The organism is Lentzea sp. NPDC004789 (genome assembly GCF_053601075.1).
Map to the genome: position 1 here is coordinate 80,015 of NZ_JBSGBE010000004.1, position 16,488 is coordinate 96,502.

General features: G+C 69.7%; 17 protein-coding genes. 11 read left to right on the top strand and 6 right to left on the bottom strand.

All coding sequences use genetic code 11. From position 1 onward, the window contains the following. Positions 1–3 precede the first annotated feature (3 nt). The 4 genes from ACWEIJ_RS10740 (at position 4) to ACWEIJ_RS10755 (ending at position 5,707) form a co-directional block, all read left to right on the top strand. Positions 4–918, top strand: coding sequence for a F0F1 ATP synthase subunit gamma (locus tag ACWEIJ_RS10740; RefSeq protein WP_204763928.1), 915 nt, complete (start codon positions 4–6; stop codon positions 916–918). Continuing rightward, positions 911–2,347, top strand: coding sequence for a F0F1 ATP synthase subunit beta (gene atpD / locus ACWEIJ_RS10745; protein ID WP_204763927.1), 1,437 nt, complete (start codon positions 911–913; stop codon positions 2,345–2,347). The genes ACWEIJ_RS10740 and atpD overlap by 8 nt, the downstream gene beginning before the upstream one ends. Before the next feature lie 106 nt (positions 2,348–2,453). Beyond that, positions 2,454–3,980, top strand: coding sequence for an ABC transporter transmembrane domain-containing protein (locus tag ACWEIJ_RS10750; RefSeq protein ID WP_449836934.1), 1,527 nt, complete (start codon positions 2,454–2,456; stop codon positions 3,978–3,980). Beyond that, the gene (locus ACWEIJ_RS10755; RefSeq protein WP_449836935.1) at positions 3,977–5,707 is read left to right on the top strand and encodes an ABC transporter ATP-binding protein; all 1,731 of its coding nucleotides are present in this window, start codon (positions 3,977–3,979) and stop codon (positions 5,705–5,707) included. The genes ACWEIJ_RS10750 and ACWEIJ_RS10755 overlap by 4 nt, the downstream gene beginning before the upstream one ends. Positions 5,708–5,777: 70 nt before the next feature. On the opposite strand, the gene ACWEIJ_RS10760 is transcribed toward ACWEIJ_RS10755, so the two are convergent. Next, the gene (locus tag ACWEIJ_RS10760; protein ID WP_449836936.1) at positions 5,778–6,380 is read right to left on the bottom strand and encodes a TetR/AcrR family transcriptional regulator; all 603 of its coding nucleotides are present in this window, start codon (positions 6,378–6,380) and stop codon (positions 5,778–5,780) included. A gap of 47 nt (positions 6,381–6,427) precedes the next feature. Here ACWEIJ_RS10760 and ACWEIJ_RS10765 point away from each other — a divergent pair, with 47 nt between their 5' ends. From ACWEIJ_RS10765 to ACWEIJ_RS10775, 3 genes are read left to right on the top strand one after another with little or no spacing between them, the layout of a single operon-like run. Continuing rightward, complete coding sequence (locus ACWEIJ_RS10765; RefSeq protein WP_449836937.1) at positions 6,428–7,960, top strand: FAD-dependent monooxygenase; 1,533 nt, start codon at positions 6,428–6,430, stop codon at positions 7,958–7,960. 35 nt (positions 7,961–7,995) lie between these two features. Further along, positions 7,996–8,361, top strand: coding sequence for a F0F1 ATP synthase subunit epsilon (locus tag ACWEIJ_RS10770; protein ID WP_449836938.1), 366 nt, complete (start codon positions 7,996–7,998; stop codon positions 8,359–8,361). Positions 8,362–8,383: 22 nt separating this feature from the next. Beyond that, the gene (locus tag ACWEIJ_RS10775) at positions 8,384–8,815 is read left to right on the top strand and encodes a DUF2550 domain-containing protein (protein ID WP_355436637.1); all 432 of its coding nucleotides are present in this window, start codon (positions 8,384–8,386) and stop codon (positions 8,813–8,815) included. On the opposite strand, the gene ACWEIJ_RS10780 is transcribed toward ACWEIJ_RS10775, so the two are convergent. Next, positions 8,812–9,384, bottom strand: a complete 573-nt coding sequence (locus ACWEIJ_RS10780) for a cob(I)yrinic acid a,c-diamide adenosyltransferase (protein WP_449836939.1) — start codon at positions 9,382–9,384, stop codon at positions 8,812–8,814. The genes ACWEIJ_RS10775 and ACWEIJ_RS10780 overlap by 4 nt on opposite strands. Before the next feature lie 35 nt (positions 9,385–9,419). Here ACWEIJ_RS10780 and murA point away from each other — a divergent pair, with 35 nt between their 5' ends. Beyond that, the gene (gene murA, locus ACWEIJ_RS10785) at positions 9,420–10,682 is read left to right on the top strand and encodes a UDP-N-acetylglucosamine 1-carboxyvinyltransferase (RefSeq protein ID WP_355436631.1); all 1,263 of its coding nucleotides are present in this window, start codon (positions 9,420–9,422) and stop codon (positions 10,680–10,682) included. Positions 10,683–10,697: 15 nt separating this feature from the next. On the opposite strand, the gene ACWEIJ_RS10790 is transcribed toward murA, so the two are convergent. Next, positions 10,698–10,985, bottom strand: coding sequence for a hypothetical protein (locus ACWEIJ_RS10790; RefSeq protein WP_449836940.1), 288 nt, complete (start codon positions 10,983–10,985; stop codon positions 10,698–10,700). Positions 10,986–11,088: 103 nt separating this feature from the next. Between ACWEIJ_RS10790 and ACWEIJ_RS10795 the strand changes: the two genes are divergently transcribed. Together ACWEIJ_RS10795 and ACWEIJ_RS10800 are read left to right on the top strand one after the other, a co-directional pair. Continuing rightward, complete coding sequence (locus ACWEIJ_RS10795; protein WP_449836941.1) at positions 11,089–13,083, top strand: protein meaA; 1,995 nt, start codon at positions 11,089–11,091, stop codon at positions 13,081–13,083. A gap of 18 nt (positions 13,084–13,101) precedes the next feature. Beyond that, a complete protein-coding gene (locus ACWEIJ_RS10800) occupies positions 13,102–13,860 on the top strand; it encodes an enoyl-CoA hydratase-related protein (RefSeq protein ID WP_449836942.1) in 759 nt (252 codons plus the stop codon). Here ACWEIJ_RS10800 and ACWEIJ_RS10805 read toward each other — a convergent pair. After that, positions 13,775–14,629, bottom strand: a complete 855-nt coding sequence (locus ACWEIJ_RS10805; protein WP_449836943.1) for a helix-turn-helix transcriptional regulator — start codon at positions 14,627–14,629, stop codon at positions 13,775–13,777. The two genes, ACWEIJ_RS10800 and ACWEIJ_RS10805, sit on opposite strands and share 86 nt — an antisense overlap. A 102-nt stretch (positions 14,630–14,731) precedes the next feature. Here ACWEIJ_RS10805 and ACWEIJ_RS10810 point away from each other — a divergent pair, with 102 nt between their 5' ends. Beyond that, positions 14,732–15,430 (top strand): SDR family oxidoreductase, encoded by a 699-nt coding sequence (locus tag ACWEIJ_RS10810; protein WP_449836944.1) that lies wholly within the window; start codon positions 14,732–14,734, stop codon positions 15,428–15,430. On the opposite strand, the gene ACWEIJ_RS10815 is transcribed toward ACWEIJ_RS10810, so the two are convergent. Further along, positions 15,427–15,834: a hypothetical protein gene (locus ACWEIJ_RS10815; RefSeq protein ID WP_449836945.1), complete on the bottom strand. Its 408-nt coding sequence runs from the start codon at positions 15,832–15,834 to the stop codon at positions 15,427–15,429. The genes ACWEIJ_RS10810 and ACWEIJ_RS10815 overlap by 4 nt on opposite strands. Continuing rightward, positions 15,831–16,406, bottom strand: a complete 576-nt coding sequence (locus ACWEIJ_RS10820) for a DJ-1/PfpI family protein (RefSeq protein ID WP_449836946.1) — start codon at positions 16,404–16,406, stop codon at positions 15,831–15,833. Before ACWEIJ_RS10820 ends, ACWEIJ_RS10815 begins: the two co-directional genes overlap by 4 nt. Between the last annotated feature and the right edge of the window lie 82 nt (positions 16,407–16,488).

Below are 16,488 nucleotides of genomic sequence, written 5' to 3' on the forward strand. Positions count from 1 at the left end.
GCCATGGGCGCACAGATTCGGGAGCTCCGCCAGCGGATCCGAACGGTCAACTCGACCAAGAAGATCACGAAGGCCTACGAGCTCATCGCGACGTCTCGCCTCGCGAAGGCGCAGACCAGGGTCGCGGCCTCCCGGCCGTACGCGGACGAGATCACGAACGTGCTCTCCGCGTTGGCCGAGGCCTCGGCGAACCTCGACCACCCGCTGCTGACGGAGCGCCAGAACCCGAAGCGCGCCGCGGTGCTGGTGATCACGAGCGACAAGGGCATGTGCGGCGGTTACAACGCCAACGTCCTCAAGGCCGCCGAGCAGCTGCTGCAGCTGCTCCGGTCCGAGGGCAAGGAGCCGGTGCTGTACGTGACCGGCCGCAAGGGCCAGGGCTACTACCAGTTCCGCCGCCGCGAGATCACGGCCGCGTGGAGCGGGTTCTCGCAGACCCCGCACTACGTCAACGCCGTCGAGGCCGGTGACGCGCTGGTGCAGGCGTTCCTGGAGGGCACGGAGAACGGCGCGCAGGGCGTGGACGAGATCCACGTCGTGTACACCGAGTTCAAGTCCATGCTCAGCCAGACGCCGGCCGCCAGGCGGATCGCGCCGATGGAGGTCGAGTACACGGGCGAGGCGCCGAAGGGCCCGCGCGCGGTGTACGACTTCGAGCCGAGCGCCGAGGCGTTGCTGGGTGCCATGCTGCCCAAGTACGTGAAGACTCGGCTGTTCTCCGCCATGCTGGAGGCGGCGGCTTCGGAGTCGGCTGCCCGTCGTACGGCCATGAAGGCCGCGACGGACAACGCGACGGAGCTGGTCCGGAACCTCAGCCGGGCGGCGAACTCGGCCCGTCAGGCCCAGATCACCCAGGAGATCAGCGAGATCGTCGGTGGCGCTGCCGCGCTTACCGGTGGCGCAGGAAGTGATGAGTGACATGAGTGCTACTGCCACCACCACCCGCACCGGCCGTGTGGTCCGGGTGATCGGTGCGGTCGTCGACGTGGAGTTCCCGCGCGACGCCGTGCCGGAGCTGTTCAACGCCCTGAACGTGGAGATCACGTTCGAGGCCGTCGCCAAGACGCTGACCCTCGAGGTCGCGCAGCACCTCGGCGACAACCTCGTCCGCACCATCTCGATGCAGCCGACCGACGGTCTGGTCCGCGGTGCCACCGTGACCGACACCGGCGCTGCCATCTCGGTTCCCGTCGGTGACGTCGTCAAGGGCCACGTGTTCAACGCCCTCGGCGACTGCCTCGACCAGCCGGGCCTCGGCCGTGACGGCGAGCAGTGGGGCATCCACCGCAAGGCTCCGTCGTTCGACCAGCTCGAGGGCAAGACCGAGATCCTCGAGACCGGCATCAAGGTCATCGACCTCCTCACCCCGTACGTCAAGGGCGGCAAGATCGGCCTGTTCGGCGGCGCGGGTGTCGGCAAGACCGTGCTCATCCAGGAGATGATCACGCGTATCGCGCGTGAGTTCTCCGGCACCTCGGTCTTCGCCGGCGTCGGTGAGCGCACCCGTGAGGGCACCGACCTCCTCCTGGAGATGGAGGAGATGGAGGTCCTCCAGGACACCGCGCTGGTGTTCGGTCAGATGGACGAGCCGCCGGGCACGCGTATGCGCGTCGCCCTGTCCGCTCTGACGATGGCGGAGTACTTCCGCGACGTGCAGAACCAGGACGTGCTGCTCTTCATCGACAACATCTTCCGCTTCACCCAGGCCGGTTCCGAGGTGTCGACCCTGCTGGGCCGCATGCCTTCCGCCGTGGGTTACCAGCCGACGCTGGCCGACGAGATGGGTGAGCTCCAGGAGCGCATCACCTCGACGCGCGGTAAGTCGATCACCTCGCTGCAGGCCATCTACGTGCCCGCGGACGACTACACCGACCCCGCCCCGGCGACCACCTTCGCCCACCTGGACGCGACGACGGAGCTCTCCCGTCCGATCTCCCAGAAGGGCATCTACCCGGCCGTCGACCCGCTGTCGTCGTCGTCTCGAATCCTCGAGCCGTCGATCGTGGGCGACGAGCACTACCGGGTGGCCCAGGAGGTGAAGCGGATCCTGCAGAAGTACAAGGAGCTGCAGGACATCATCGCCATCCTCGGTATGGACGAGCTCTCCGAGGAGGACAAGGTCCTCGTCGGTCGCGCGCGTCGTCTTGAGCGCTTCCTCGGCCAGAACTTCTTCGTCGCGGAGAAGTTCACCGGCCAGAAGGGCTCCTTCGTGCCGATCAAGGAGACCGTCGAGGCGTTCGACCGCGTCTGCAAGGGCGAGTTCGACCACTACCCGGAGCAGGCGTTCTTCTCCTGCGGCGGGTTGGACGACGTCGAGGCCAACGCCAAGAAGCTCGCTGGCAACTGAGCTTCGGCACAGCCGACCCGAAGGGCCGTTCCTCCTTTGTGGAGGGACGGCCCTTCGGCCGTTAAAGCGGTCGTGGCGCGGTGCGGGGTGATGGCAGAGTCGGGGCATGTCCCGACACGCGCCTTACGACGATCCGGGCACGCCCGACACCCGATCGGCCTGGCGGTACCTGTGGTGGCTGGTGCGGATGCAGCGCCGACGGGTGTTGGCGGGGGCGTGGTGGGGGTCGTTGTGGATGTGCGGGCTGATCCTGCCGCCGTACCTCATCGCGCAGGCGGTCGAGGCGCTTCGGGCGGCCGACCGCGCGGCCCTGGTGTGGTGGTGCGTGGCGTTGGTCGTCGCGGCGGTGTTGCTGGCTCTCGTCGGGGTGGCGAGGCACCGCACGATGACGTTGGTGCGCACCGATGCGGCGCTCAGGACGGCGCAGGTCGTCGTCCGGCACGTCACGACGCTTGGTGGCGTCGTGCGGCGGAAGCTGTCCACGGGTGAGCTGACCTATCTGCAGAACGGGGACACTGCGCGGATCGCGCATGCGCTCACCAGCACCGGACCCGGCGTGGGCGCGGTGATCGCGTACGTGGTCACGGCCGTGCTGCTGCTGAAGATCTCGGTGCTCCTCGCCGTTGTCGTGTTGCTGGGCGTTCCGGTGCTGGCGGTGGCGACCGGGCCGGTGATGAGCAGGCTGCACGCGGTGGAGGCGGGATACCGGCACCGCCAGGGGGAACTGACTTCGCGGGCCGGGGACATCGTGTCCGGCCTCCGGGTGTTGTCCGGGATCGGGGGCAAGCCGGCGTTCGAGGAGCGCTTCCGGGCCATGTCGCGGGAGGTGCTGAAGGACGGTTACCGGGTCTCCGCCTGGTTGAGCTGGGTGCAGGCGCTGACGTGGGGGTTGCCGGCGCTGTTCCTCGCGGTGGTCACGTGGATCGTGGCGCGGATGGCGGTCAGCGGGACGATCACGGTTCCCGAGATGCTCGCGGTGTACCTGTACGTCACGACGTTGATCGTCCCGGTCAGCTTCTTCATGGAAGGCGCGGACGCCATTCCGCGGGCACTGGTGTCGGCGCGGCGGGTGGTCGATCTGCTGACCCTGCGGCGGGACGCCGACGACACCGGCGAGCCGCTGGACGTGCAGCGCGGCGTGCTGACCGTGGTCGTGTCCGCGAACTCGGCGTCGGCGCGCGACGCGGTCGAACGGTTGCCCGGTGTGGTGGCGGACAACGACGACTACCTGTTCCGCGGGACCGTGCGCGAGGCGGTGTCGGTGGCCGAGCACGACGACATCGAGCTGGAGCAGGCGATCTGGGCGGCGGCCGCGGTGGACGTCGTGGAGGCGTTGCCGGACGGGCTCGACTCGCAGCTGGAGGCCAAGGGGCGCAACGTGTCCGGCGGCCAGCGGCAACGGCTCAGGCTCGTGCGGGCGTTGCTGAGCGAACCGGACGTGCTGGTGCTGGTGGAACCGACGTCGGCGCTGGACGCGGTGACCGAGGCGGCGGTGGCCAGGCGCGTGAAGGAAGCGCGGTTCGGGCGGACCACCGTGGTCGTGTCGTCGTCACCGTTGTGGGTGGGGCAGGCGGACCGCGTGGTGCACCTGGATTCCTCCGTTGTGCGGGAAGAACTGGAGCAGAGCCGATGAACCGCTTGCCGATCGCGGACCGGCGCGAGGTGCGGCTGGCGGCCGTGCGCCTGATGCGGGGCGAACGGCGGACGGCGGCCGCGGTGCTCGTGCTCACCGTGCTGACGGCACTGGTCGGGCTCGTCGGCCCGTATCTGCTCGGCAAGATCGTGGGCGGCGTGGAGCGCGGCGGGCTGACGGTGTCCACTGTGGACCTGATGGCGCTGGGCGTGCTCGGCGCGGCGGTCGCACATCTGTTGCTGGTGCGGTACAGCGCCCTGCAGACCGCGCGGCTCGGCGAACGGTTCCTGGCCGCGTTGCGGGAGGAGGCCGTGGCGCGTTCGCTCGCCCTGCCGGCGCGGGTGGTGGACCGGCTGAGCACCGGCGATCTGCTGACCCGCGTGACGAGCGACGTCGGCACGGTCGGGCAGGCGTTGCGGGACAGCGTGCCCGAGGTGTTCACCGGGGTCGTGCACATCGTCGTGGTGTTCGTGGCGATGTTCCTGCTGGATCCGGTGCTCGGGCTGGTGGCGTTCGTCGGCACGCCGCTGGTCATGTGGGTGCTTCGCTGGTATCTGGCACGTGCTCGCGGCGCGTACCTCTTGGAGAGCGAGGCCAACGGCGACGTGGCGGAGATCTCCGCGGCCGTCGGCGAGGGCAGCCGGACGATCGAGACCTACGGACTGCGCGACCGGATGGTGGCCGCCGCCGACGACACGATCGCGCGCTCGTACCAGGCGCGGCTGCGGACGTTGCGGCTGCGGAACGTGCTCTTCCCCGTGGGCTCGTTCGTCAACACCTTGCCGACCGTGCTGGTGCTGCTGGTGGGCGGTGTGGCCTACTCCGCCGACGGCGTCGGCATCGAGGTCGTCATCACGGGGGCGTTGTGGACGTGGCGGCTGGTGGAACCGATGGACCGCATCCTGATGTGGGTCGAGTTCGTGCAACGCGGTGCCGCGTCGTTCGCGCGGATCGAGGGGATCGGGGCCAACGCCGAACCCGTGCCGCCGGTCGGTGAACCCGAGGACGACCGCGTCGAGGTGCGCGGGGTCCGATACTCCTATGTGGACGGACACGAGGTGTTGCACGGCGTTGATCTCGTGGTGCAGCCGGGAGAGCGGCTCGCGGTCGTGGGCGTCTCCGGTGCGGGCAAGTCCACGCTGGGCAGGTTGATCGCGGGGGTCGACCGGCCCGCCGGGGGTTCTGTGCTCGTGGGCGGAGTGCCGGTCGCGGATCTCGTGGCCGCGGGCGAGCAGCCGATCGTGCTGGTGACGCAGGAGCACCACGTGTTCATCGGGACGCTCAGGGAGAACCTGGCGATGGCCGCGCCGGACGCGCCGGACGAACGGCTGCTCGACGCGCTGCGGACCGTCGGCGCCCGCTGGTTCGACGAGCTGCCGGAAGGGCTGGACACCAGGCTGGGAGCCGGCGGCGTGGAGCTGGATCCCGCGCAGGCACAACAACTGGCGCTGGCACGGGTGGAGGTCGCCGATCCGCACACCCTGGTGCTGGACGAGGCGACGTCGTCGTTGGACCCGGCCACGGCCAGGCACGCCGAGCGCGCCATCGCGGCCGTGCGGGAGAGCCGCACGGTGATCGCGATCGCGCACCGGCTACAGACCGCGCGGGACGCCGACCGGATCGCGGTGGTGGACGCGGGCCGGATCGTGGAGCTGGGGTCTCACGACGATCTGGTCGCCAGGGGTGGCACGTATGCGGCGTTGTGGCGGTCGTGGCACGGGGGTTAGGTCGGTCCGGCCGTGATCTGGTCGCGAGGGGCGGCACGTACGCGGCGCTCTGGCGGTCGTGGCACGGGGACTAAGTCAGCCCGGCCGCGATCCGGTCGAAGGCGCGGTTGACGGCGTCGATGTGATCGGCGGTCACCTCGTCGGCGGGGTCACCCGCGAGCATGCGGGCGACGCTGTCGGTGAACACCGCGCGATACGCGGCCATGATCACCGCGGCGGTGATGGCGGGCGTGGGGTCGTCGCTGGTCTCGGCGATCAACCGGGCCAGGAGGGCCTGCAGTTCGTCGACGGCCTCGCGGGCCCGTGCGCGCAGGGCCGGTGACGCCACGACCGTGTGCCAGAAAGGCGGGTACCGCTCGTGGAACCCGCCCAGCGGGTGCTGCTGTTCGGCCAGTTCCACGAACAGCCGCCGCAACGCCCGCAGCGGTGACTCGTCCGCCGAACGGTCGCGCACGGCCGCGGTGAGCAGCTCTTCGGCCTGCGGGTAGCGGTCGAAGAAGATGTCCTCCTTGCGTGCGAAGTAGTTGAACACCGTCACCTTCGACACGTCCGCGGCCTTGGCGATCTCGGCGATGGTCACGTTGTCGAAGCCGCGCATCACGAACATCACGGTCGCCACGTCGGCGATCCGCTGCCGGGTCTCGGCCTTCTTCCGCTCGCGCAACGACGTCATGCGAAAACTATACCCGGCTGAATTTTGAGTCGAGTACAGTTTTCTGCATGACCCATGACGTGATCATCGCGGGCGCCGGTCCGGCCGGCCTGATGCTCGCCTGTGAACTGCGGCTGCGCGGCGTCTCCGTGGCCGTGCTGGAGCGCCTGACCGAACCGGACTTGACGATCAAGGCCGGTTCGATCAACGTGCCCACCGCGGAGGCCTTCCACCGGCGCGGCCTGCTGCCCCGGCTCGTCGCCGCGCAGGAGGAGTCCTTCGGGCACTTCCGCTCCTTCCTCGCCAAGGCGGGTGGCCAGAAGGCGCCCCAGGACGCGACACCGCCCAAGTTCGCCGGCCACTTCGGCGGGCTCTGGCTGTCCGCCGAGAACTTCGACGACGGCGACCCGGCCTTCCAGGGGCGCGGCCCGGCTGGTGAGGTCGGGTTCGTCTCGCAGCAGCAGATCGAGGCGATCCTGGGCGACTGGGCCGCCGAGCTCGGCGTGGAGGTGCTGCGGGGCGTCGAGCTGACCGGCTTCGACGCGAGCGACACCGGCGTCACCGTGCACGCGGGCGACCGGACGTGGCAGGCGGGCTGGCTCGTCGGTTGCGACGGCGGCCGCAGCCAGGTGCGCAAGCTGGCCGGGTTCGAGTTCCCCGGCACGGCACCGGAGATCACCGGGCACCAGGCGATCGTGGAGATGGAGGGCCACGAGCGGCTCGGCCGCGGCTGGCAGACCACGCCGACCGGCATCTACGCGCACGGCCCCGTGCCGGGCCGCATCCTCACCGTCGAGTTCGACGGGCCGCCGGCCGACCGCGACGCCGAGATCACCCGCGACGAGCTGGAGAAGAGCCTGCGCGCGGTGTCCGGGGTCGACGTCACGATCACCAAGGTCGTCTCGGCCACCCGGTTCACCGACAACGCCCGGCAGGTGAGCTCGTACCGGCTCGGCCGCGTGCTGCTGGCCGGAGACGCCGCGCACGTCCACTCGCCGTTCGGCGGGCAGGGGCTGAACCTCGGGATCGGTGACGCGGTGAACCTCGGCTGGAAGCTCGCGGAGGTGGTGCGGGGCCGGGCGGAGGAGAACCTGCTCGACTCCTACACCGCCGAACGCCACCCCATCGGCGCCTGGGTGCTGGAGTGGACCCGCGCCCAGATCGCGCTGATGCGGCCCGACTCGCACGCTCGCGCCCTGCGTCACATCGTCGGAGAGCTGATCGGGACGACGGCGGTCACGACCTACTTCGCCAAGAAGATCTCCGGGGTGTGGCACCGCTACGACCTGCCAGGAGACCACCCGCTCATCGGCCGCAGCGCGCCGGACCTCGTGCTGGCCGACGGCACGACGCTCGCCGAGCACCTGCACGACGGCAGTGGACTGCTGCTGGACCTCGGCGGCGTGCCGGACGTCTCACGGAATCGCGTGCGCACGGTCAGCACGCGCTGCCAGGACGAGCCGGAGCTGCCAGGACTGCTCGTGCGGCCGGACGGTGTCGTGGCGTGGGCCGGCGGGGACGGGCTCGACGAGGCGATCGCGACGTGGTTCGGCGATGGCTCAGGACCGGGCGGGCGGCGAGCCGGCCGGGCGACCGTTTAGACTCAGATCGACTCCAGACGACGAGGGAGATACGCGTGGCCGAGATGACCGTTGAACTGGTCGCCGTTGAACGCCGCCTGTGGTCCGGCAAGGCCACCTCTGTATCGGCGCAGACGACCGAGGGCGAGATCGGCATCCTGCCCGGTCACGAGCCCGTTCTCGGTCAGCTCGTCGAGGGTGGTGTGGTGCGCATCCGCACGACGGACGGTGGCCTCGTCACCGCCGCCGTGCACGGTGGCTTCCTCTCCGTGACCGGCACCGGCGTTTCCGTTCTCGCCGAGGACGCCGAGCTCGCGGGCGAGATCGACGTGGACGCGGCGCGGTCGGCGCTGCAGGACTCGGACGATGCCGAGCGCGCACGTGCGGCAGCGCGCGTGCGGGCCGTGGAACAGTCGGCCTGAGACCGGGCGCGAGGGCGCAGCCGTGGGGATCACCGAGATTGCCGGACTGATCCTTCTTGGGGTGGCGGTCGTCATCGCCTACTTCGCCTGGCGTCGCATCCGGCTGCTGCGTGAGGGTGGCGTGCACGTCGCTCTGCGCAGCCAGTTCGACGATCGTGGACGTGGCTGGCACCTGGGCGTGGGGCACTACCGGGGCGACTCGTTCGCCTGGTTCCGGGTGCTCTCGCTCGGGTCCGGCCCGAACCAGCTGATCTCCCGGGACGGGCTGGAGATCGACGCGCGCCGTGAACCGACCGGGCCGGAGGCCTACGCCATGCCCGTCGGCGCCACGGTGCTGCGGTGCCGCGTCCCCGGTGGCGAGGTCGAGATCGCGATGGGCCCGGACGCGCTGACGGGGTTCCTGTCCTGGTTGGAGTCAGCGCCTCCGGGCCGCAGCATTCCCTGGGCCAGCTAGGCGTTTCCGCCGGGCTGCCACAGCACGTCGCCGTCCGGGTTCGCGACGCGGGCCAGGATGAACAGCAGGTCCGACAACCGGTTCAGGTACTTCGCCGTGAGCACGTTCGTGTGCTCGGCGTCGTCCTCGATCAACGCCCACGCACGCCGTTCCGCGCGGCGGGCGATCGTGCGGGCCTGGTGCAGCAGGGCCGCGCCGGGGGTGCCGCCGTTCAGGATGAACGAGTCGAGCTTGCCCAGCCGTTCGTTGAACGTGTCGCAGTAGCCCTCCAGGCGGTCCACGTAGGCCTGGGTGATGCGCAACGGCGGGTACTTGGGGTCCGGCACGATCGGCGTGCAGAGGTCCGCTCCGACGTCGAAGAGGTCGTTCTGCACCTTGCGCACGACGTCGTGCACGTCCTCCGCCAGTTGTCCCAGCGCCAGGGCCACGCCGAGAGCCGCGTTCGTCTCGTCGACGTCCGCGTACGCCTCGATGCGAGGCGAGGTCTTCGGAACGCGCGAGAAGTCGCCGAGTCCGGTCGTGCCGTCGTCGCCGACCCGCGTGTAGATCTTGGTGAGATGTACCGCCATGACCGGCACTCTATGGCCGTACGTAGGATTGCCGCGTGAGCGAGCATTTCCGGGTACACGGTGGCGCACGTCTGGTCGGCGAGGTCGATGTCGTCGGCGCCAAGAACAGCGTCCTCAAGCTGATGGCCGCAGCCCTGCTCGCCGAGGGCACGACGACCCTCACCAACTGCCCGGACATCCTCGACGTGCCGCTGATGGCGGACGCCCTGCGCAGCCTCGGGTGCGAGGTGGAGCTCGAAGGTGACGTGGCGAGGATCACGACGCCGCAGGAGCTGAGCTACCACGCCGACTCCGAGGCGATGGGCAAGCTGCGGGCGTCGATCTGCGTGCTGGGCCCGTTGGTCGGCCGGTGCAAGCGCGCGGTCGTGGCGTTGCCGGGCGGGGACGCGATCGGGTCGCGGCCGCTCGACATGCACCAGAGCGGCCTGGAGAAGCTCGGCGCCAAGACGTGGATCGAGCACGGCTGCATCGTCGCCGAGGCCGAAGGGCTGCACGGCGCGCAGATCTGGCTCGACTTCCCCAGCATGGGCGCCACCGAGAACATCCTCATGGCGGCGGTGCTGGCCAACGGCACGACGGTCATCGACAACGCGGCGCGCGAGCCGGAGATCGTCGACCTCTGCCTGATGCTCACGCAGATGGGCGCGAAGATCGAGGGCGCCGGCACGTCCACGCTCACGGTGCACGGCGTCAAGGAACTGACGCCGACCGAGCACCGCGTCATCGGCGACCGGATCGTCGGCGCCACGTGGGGCTTCGCCGCCGCCATGACGCGCGGCGACGTGCGCGTGCGCGGCGTGAACCCGCACCACCTCGACCTGGTGCTGGAGAAGCTGCGGATGGCGGGCGCCGAGGTGACCGTCTACGAGGGCGAGGACGAGGGCTTCCGGGTCGTCATGGAGGGCCGGCCGAAGGCGGTCGACTTCGTGACGCTGCCGTACCCCGGTTTCGCCACGGACAACCAGCCGTTCGCGATCGCGCTGTCCGCGGTGTCCGAGGGCACCTCGATGATCACCGAGAACCTGTTCGAGGCGCGGTTCCGGTTCATCGACGAGATGATCAGGCTCGGGGCCGACGCGCGCACGGACGGTCACCACGCGGTGATCCGCGGCGTCGAGCAGCTGTCCAGCGCGCCGGTGTGGGCTTCGGACATCCGCGCTGGTGCGGGCCTGGTGCTGGCCGGCCTGTGCGCGGACGGCGCCACCGAGGTCTACGAGATCTTCCACATCGAGCGCGGTTACCCTGGGTTCGTGGAAAACCTCCGCAAACTCGGTGCCGACGTCGAGCGGGTTTCCTAGTGCCGTGACCGGCAACTAGCTCTTCAGCACCAGCCGCGCGTTCGCGACGTCCGCCGGGAACACCATCACCCGGTACGGTGCGTTCCGCGAACGCGTGGCACGCACCCCATTCGCCTTCAGCTTCCGCACGAGGACGTTCGCGGCCTCCTCCGTGGGCACGAGCGCGACCTCGCTCAGCAACCCGAAGTCCGTGCCGTCCAGATCCGGTACGGGCCGTTCGTCGTTGCCCGCGAAGTACCGCAACACCAGCACCAGCAGTCCGATCACGCCGAAGACGACCGCGGTCTGGTAGAAGCCCGTCACCCCCTCATCATGCTCTCAGTGGTCTCGATTCAGTGAGCAATCGCACGCGCAGCAATGGTTACTGGCCAGTACGCTCCGGAGAACGACGATGTGGGAGGTTGCTGTGCCGTATCCAGCTGACCGCGAACGCGACCGCCCCTGGGTGATGCGCACGTACGCGGGTCACTCCTCGGCCGCGGCTTCCAACGCGCTCTACCGCCGGAACCTCGCCAAGGGGCAGACCGGCCTGTCCGTGGCGTTCGACCTGCCGACGCAGACCGGCTACGACCCCGACGACGAGCTCGCGAAGGGCGAGGTCGGCAAGGTCGGTGTGCCGATCAGCCACATCGGCGACATGCGTCAGCTCTTCGACCAGATCCCGCTGGGCGAGGCCAACACGTCGATGACGATCAACGCGACGGCCATGTGGCTGCTCGCGCTGTACGTCTCCGTGGCGGAGGAGCAGGGCGCGGACGTCGCCTCGCTCGCGGGCACCACGCAGAACGACATCATCAAGGAGTACCTGTCCCGCGGCACCTACGTGTTCCCTCCGGGACCGTCGCTGCGGCTGATCACGGACATGGTCGCGTGGACCGTGTCGAACGTGCCGAAGTGGAACCCGATCAACATCTGCAGCTACCACCTCCAGGAGGTCGGCGCGACGCCGGCGCAGGAGGTCGCGTACGCGATGTGCACGGCGATCGCCGTCCTGGACTCGGTGCGCGACTCCGGTCAGGTGCCGCAGGAGAAGTTCGGTGACGTCGTTGCCCGCATCTCCTTCTTCGTGAACGCCGGTGTGCGGTTCATCGAGGAGATGTGCAAGATGCGCGCGTTCGCCCAGCTGTGGGACGAGATCACGCTGGAGCGCTACGGCGTCCAGAACCCGAAGCACCGCCGGTTCCGCTACGGCGTGCAGGTCAACTCGCTGGGGCTCACGGAGGCGCAGCCGGAGAACAACGTCCAGCGCATCGTGCTGGAGATGCTCGCGGTCTCCTTGTCCCGCAACGCTCGTGCGCGCGCGATCCAGCTGCCGGCGTGGAACGAGGCTCTGGGCCTGCCGCGCCCGTGGGACCAGCAGTGGGCGTTGCGCATGCAGCAGGTGCTCGCGTACGAGACGGACCTGCTGGAGTACGAGGACATCTTCGACGGCTCGCCGGTGATCGAGGCCAAGGTCAACGACATCCTGGCCGGTGCGCGCGAGGAGATCGACCGCGTGCAGGCGATGGGCGGTGCCGTCGCGGCCGTCGAGTCCGGCTACATGAAGTCGCAGCTGGTGTCGTCGCTCGCGGACCGGCGTCGCCGCGTCGAGTCGGGCGAGGAGATCGTCGTCGGTGTCAACAAGTTCGACACCACCGAGCCGTCGCCGCTGCAGGCCGAGGGCGCGAACGCGATCGAGACCATCGACCCGATCGTCGAGATGCACGCGGTCGAGGCGATCCAGCAGTGGCGCGCCGACCGCGACAACGCCGCTGTCGCCGAGGCTTTGGACGCGTTGCGCGAGGCCGCGAAGTCCGACCAGAACCTCGTCGAGGTCACCATCGCCTGCGCGAAAGCCGGTGTGACGACCGGTGAGTGGTCGCAGGCGCTGCGGGAGACGTTCGGCGAATACCGTGCGCCCACCGGTGTTTCCGGTGCCTCGGCGTCCGGTGAGGCGGGTTCGGAGATCGCGCGCGTGCGCGACCGGGTGCGCGGGACCGGTGAGGAGATCGGCGAGCGGCTGCGCATGCTGGTCGGCAAGCCGGGCCTGGACGGGCACTCCAACGGTGCCGAGCAGGTCGCCGTGCGGGCCCGCGACGTCGGTTTCGAGGTCGTCTACCAAGGCATTCGCCTGACGCCGTCGCAGATCGTGTCCGCGGCCGTGCAGGAGGACGTGCACGTCGTCGGCCTGTCGATCCTGTCCGGTTCGCACCTCGAAGTGGTGCCCGCGGTGGTCGACGGGCTGCGCGCGGCCGGTGCCGGGGACATCCCGGTGATCGTCGGCGGCATCATCCCGCCGGACGACGCGGCCAAGCTGCGCGAGCGCGGTGTGGCGCGGGTGTTCACGCCGAAGGACTACGAGCTGACCGAGATCATGGACGAGATCGTCACCGTGATCCGGGAGGTGCACTCGCTGTCGTAGGGCTCTAGGGTCTCTGGGATGGTCGATGTTGCGCGTGAAGGCTCGGTCGTACGCATCACGATGACCCGCGCGGCGAAGCGCAATGCGCTGTCCGCCGAGCACCTGACCGAGCTGCTGGAGGCGTTCCGGGAAGCGGGCACCTCCGACGCGGCGGGCATCGTGCTCGCCGCCGAGGGCCCGGTCTTCTCCGCAGGGCACGACTTCGCGGACGTGCACGCCCGTGACAAGGAGGGCGTGCGAGAGCTGTTGGAGCTGTGCACGACGCTGATGAAGACCATCCAGTCCGTGCCGCAGGTGGTGATCGCGCGCGTGCACGGGCTGGCGACGGCGGCGGGGTGCCAGCTGGTGGCCTCCTGCGATCTCGCCGTGGCCTCGCTGGACGCCGGTTTCGCCTTGCCCGGTGGGAAAGGCGGGTGGTTCTGCCACACGCCCGCGGTGCCGGTGGCACGCTCGATCGGGCGCAAGCGGTTGATGGAGATGGCGCTCACCGGCGACGTCGTGGACGCGGCGACGGCGGTGGAGTGGGGCCTGATCAACAAGGCCGTGCCGGCCGAGGAGCTGGACGCCGAGGTCGACGACCTGCTGGCGCGGGCGACGCGGGGCAGCCGGGCGTCGAAGGCCGCGGGCAAGGTGGCGATCTACGCGCAGCTGGACCGGCCGGAGATCGACGCCTACGAGATCGCGCTGGCCGTCATGGCCGAGACCTCCCAGACCCCGTCAGCCAAAGAGGGACGGGCGTCGTTCCTGGAGAAGCGGCCGCCCGTGTGGCCCGACTAGTCGCGAGCAGCTTCAGCGCGTCGGCGTTCGGGCCCGGCTCGGCCTGGTAGATCACCAGGAACTGGCCGGGCGCCTCGCGGACGTCGAACGAGTGGAATTCGAGGGTGAGCGGGCCGACCGCCGGATGCACGAAGTCCTTGGCGTCCTGGGTCTTCCCGCGCACGTCGTGCTGTTCCCAGAGCTCCTTGAAGGTCGGGTGCCGGTTGAGTTCGGCCACCATCCGCTCAAGCCGCTGGGACTTCGGATCCGCCGTCTTCCGCAGGTGCGCGACGGTGCTCTGGGCGACCCACTGCCAGCGCGGGTAGAAGCTGGTGGCGGCGGGGTCGAGGAACGTCATCCTGGCGGCGTTGTCGGCGGGGCTGAACGGCTCGTACAGGGCCTCGGCCAGCGCGTTGACGGCGAGGATGTCGAGCAGCGAGTTCATCACGAACGCCGGCATGTCGTGCAGGCCGTCGATGAGCCGCCGCAGTTCGGGACTGACGACGTCCGGCGCGTGCCCCTCGTCGGCGACGACCCCGGCGAGGCGGTGCAGGTGGGCGCGCGCGTCGGTGTCGAGCCGCAGCGCCCGGCTCAGCGCGTCGAGCACCTGCGCGGACGGGTTGGTCTCGCGGCCCTGCTCCAGCCGGGCGTAGTAGTCGGCGCTCACGCCGGCCAGCACCGCGACCTCTTCCCGCCGCAGGCCCTTGACCTTGCGCTGGGTGTGGCTCGGCAGGCCGGCGTCCTCCGGGTTGACGCGGGCGCGGTGGGCTTTCAGGAACTCTCCGAGCACGCGTTTCAGGGTATTCGTCGTTCGCGGTGCCTGCCCGGGTGTGTCACACCTAGGGAGAAGGTGTCCTGGTTGGGTGCGGATTTCGCGCCGATCGTTGTGGCCATGAGCAAAGTTGTGATGATCAGTGGAGCTTCCAGCGGTATCGGCGAGGCGACGGCCCGCGTGCTGGCCAAGGCCGGGCATCAGGTGTTCCTCGGGGCGCGCCGGGAGGACCGGCTGGAGGCGTTGGCCGAAGAGATCGGCGGTGGTTTCGCACGGCTGGACGTGACCTCGCGCGAGTCGTTCCAGTCCTTTGTGGACTCGGCCGTGGCGCGTTACGGCCGAGTCGACGTGCTGGTGAACAACGCGGGCGTGATGCCGTTGTCGATGCTGGACTCGTTGAAGGTCGACGAGTGGGACCGCATGGTGGACGTGAACATCCGCGGTGTGCTGAACGGCATCGCCGCCGTGCTGCCGAGGTTCACCGGCGGCGGGCACGTCGTGAACGTCGCCTCGATCGCCGCGCACATGGTCATGCCCACCGCGGCTGTGTACTGCGCGACGAAGTACGCGGTGTGGGCGCTGTCGGAGGGCTTGCGGCAGGAGCGCGACGACCTGCGCGTCACGGTCGTTTCGCCCGGTGTCACGGAGTCCGAGCTGGCCGACACCATCACCGAGGACTTCGCGGCGTCGATGATGGAGGACTTCCGCAAGATCGCGCTGCCCGCCTCCGCCATCGGCGAGGCGATCGCCTACGCGATCTCGCAGCCCGACTCCGTCGACGTGAACGAGATCGTGGTGCGCCCGGTGGCCCAGCGCTAGGCGCCCGTGGTCGAGCCGGGCCTGAGGATCATCAGGACGGTGACCGCGGCCCAGAGCACGTTGAAGATGCCCGTGTACATGGCCAGGTGCTTGAGGTCCTTGGTGCCGAGGGCCTTCTCCTGACCGGGGAGGATCTTCAGCGCCAGCACGAACGCGGCGGCGGTGGTGAGCGCGATCGACACGACCACCCAGGGGTGGCCGGTCACGCCCATCACGCCGGCCGTCGCGAACCCGAAGACCGGCACCGCGATGCCGATCAGGGCGTAGCCGCGGCAGATGCGGTGCAGGAGCTCGGGATCGCCGTTGTCGCGGACGGCTTTCGGGAACATGCTGGCGGCCACGGTGACCGGGCCGACGGCGATGATCGCGGCCAGGACGTGCAGCGAGAGGAACAGCTTGCTCACGCGGCCCTCCAGGCGGTGCCGCGGCGTTCGTGGGCGAAGAGGGTTTCCACTTCCAGCGCCTGCTGGGCGCCGATCTCGCGTTCCACGAGGTAGATGCCGAGATCGATGCCCGAGCTGACGCCGGCGGCGGTGACCAGGTCGCCGTCGTCGACGATTCTGGCGCGGACGGCGTTGACGCCCATGGACTCCAGCGCTGCCAGGCCGAGGTGGTTGGTGGTCGCGTTCCTGCCCTTGATCAGGCCGGTCATGGCCAGCACCAAGGATCCACCGCACACGGTGGCGAGCGTGTTCGCGCCGGTCAACGCGGGTGCGAGAGTGGCTGCGGCCTTGCTGAGCAGGGCGATCGTCTCGTCATCGGTCCGAGCTGCCGCGCCGGGGACCACGATGAGATCCGCCTTCGGGTCGAGCTGGGCGGTCGCCTTGAGCGACAGCAGGTCCAGGCCCGCCGGCACCTCCCGCGGCCCCTCCACCGCGGCCAGCTCGGCCTCGATCCCGCCCGCGGCCAGGGTCTCGTACGGGCCGATCACGTCCAGCGGGTCGAACCCGTCGAACAACACCACCTGAGCGAGCATCCGCTCCTCCTTGCTTGTCGGTGATCACGACGGTAGGAGCGCGAAGGCGTGCCCGGAACTGGCTGGAATGCCATGTTCCAAC

Coding starts and splice junctions, on each gene's coding strand:
- ACWEIJ_RS10740 (WP_204763928.1), top strand. CDS start 4: ATGGGCGCACAGATTCGGGAGCTCCGCCAGCGGATCCGAACGGTCAAC.
- atpD (WP_204763927.1), top strand. CDS start 911: ATGAGTGACATGAGTGCTACTGCCACCACCACCCGCACCGGCCGTGTG.
- ACWEIJ_RS10750 (WP_449836934.1), top strand. CDS start 2,454: ATGTCCCGACACGCGCCTTACGACGATCCGGGCACGCCCGACACCCGA.
- ACWEIJ_RS10755 (WP_449836935.1), top strand. CDS start 3,977: ATGAACCGCTTGCCGATCGCGGACCGGCGCGAGGTGCGGCTGGCGGCC.
- ACWEIJ_RS10760 (WP_449836936.1), bottom strand. CDS start 6,380: ATGACGTCGTTGCGCGAGCGGAAGAAGGCCGAGACCCGGCAGCGGATC.
- ACWEIJ_RS10765 (WP_449836937.1), top strand. CDS start 6,428: ATGACCCATGACGTGATCATCGCGGGCGCCGGTCCGGCCGGCCTGATG.
- ACWEIJ_RS10780 (WP_449836939.1), bottom strand. CDS start 9,384: ATGGCGGTACATCTCACCAAGATCTACACGCGGGTCGGCGACGACGGC.
- ACWEIJ_RS10800 (WP_449836942.1), top strand. CDS start 13,102: ATGGTCGATGTTGCGCGTGAAGGCTCGGTCGTACGCATCACGATGACC.
- ACWEIJ_RS10810 (WP_449836944.1), top strand. CDS start 14,732: ATGAGCAAAGTTGTGATGATCAGTGGAGCTTCCAGCGGTATCGGCGAG.
- ACWEIJ_RS10820 (WP_449836946.1), bottom strand. CDS start 16,406: ATGCTCGCTCAGGTGGTGTTGTTCGACGGGTTCGACCCGCTGGACGTG.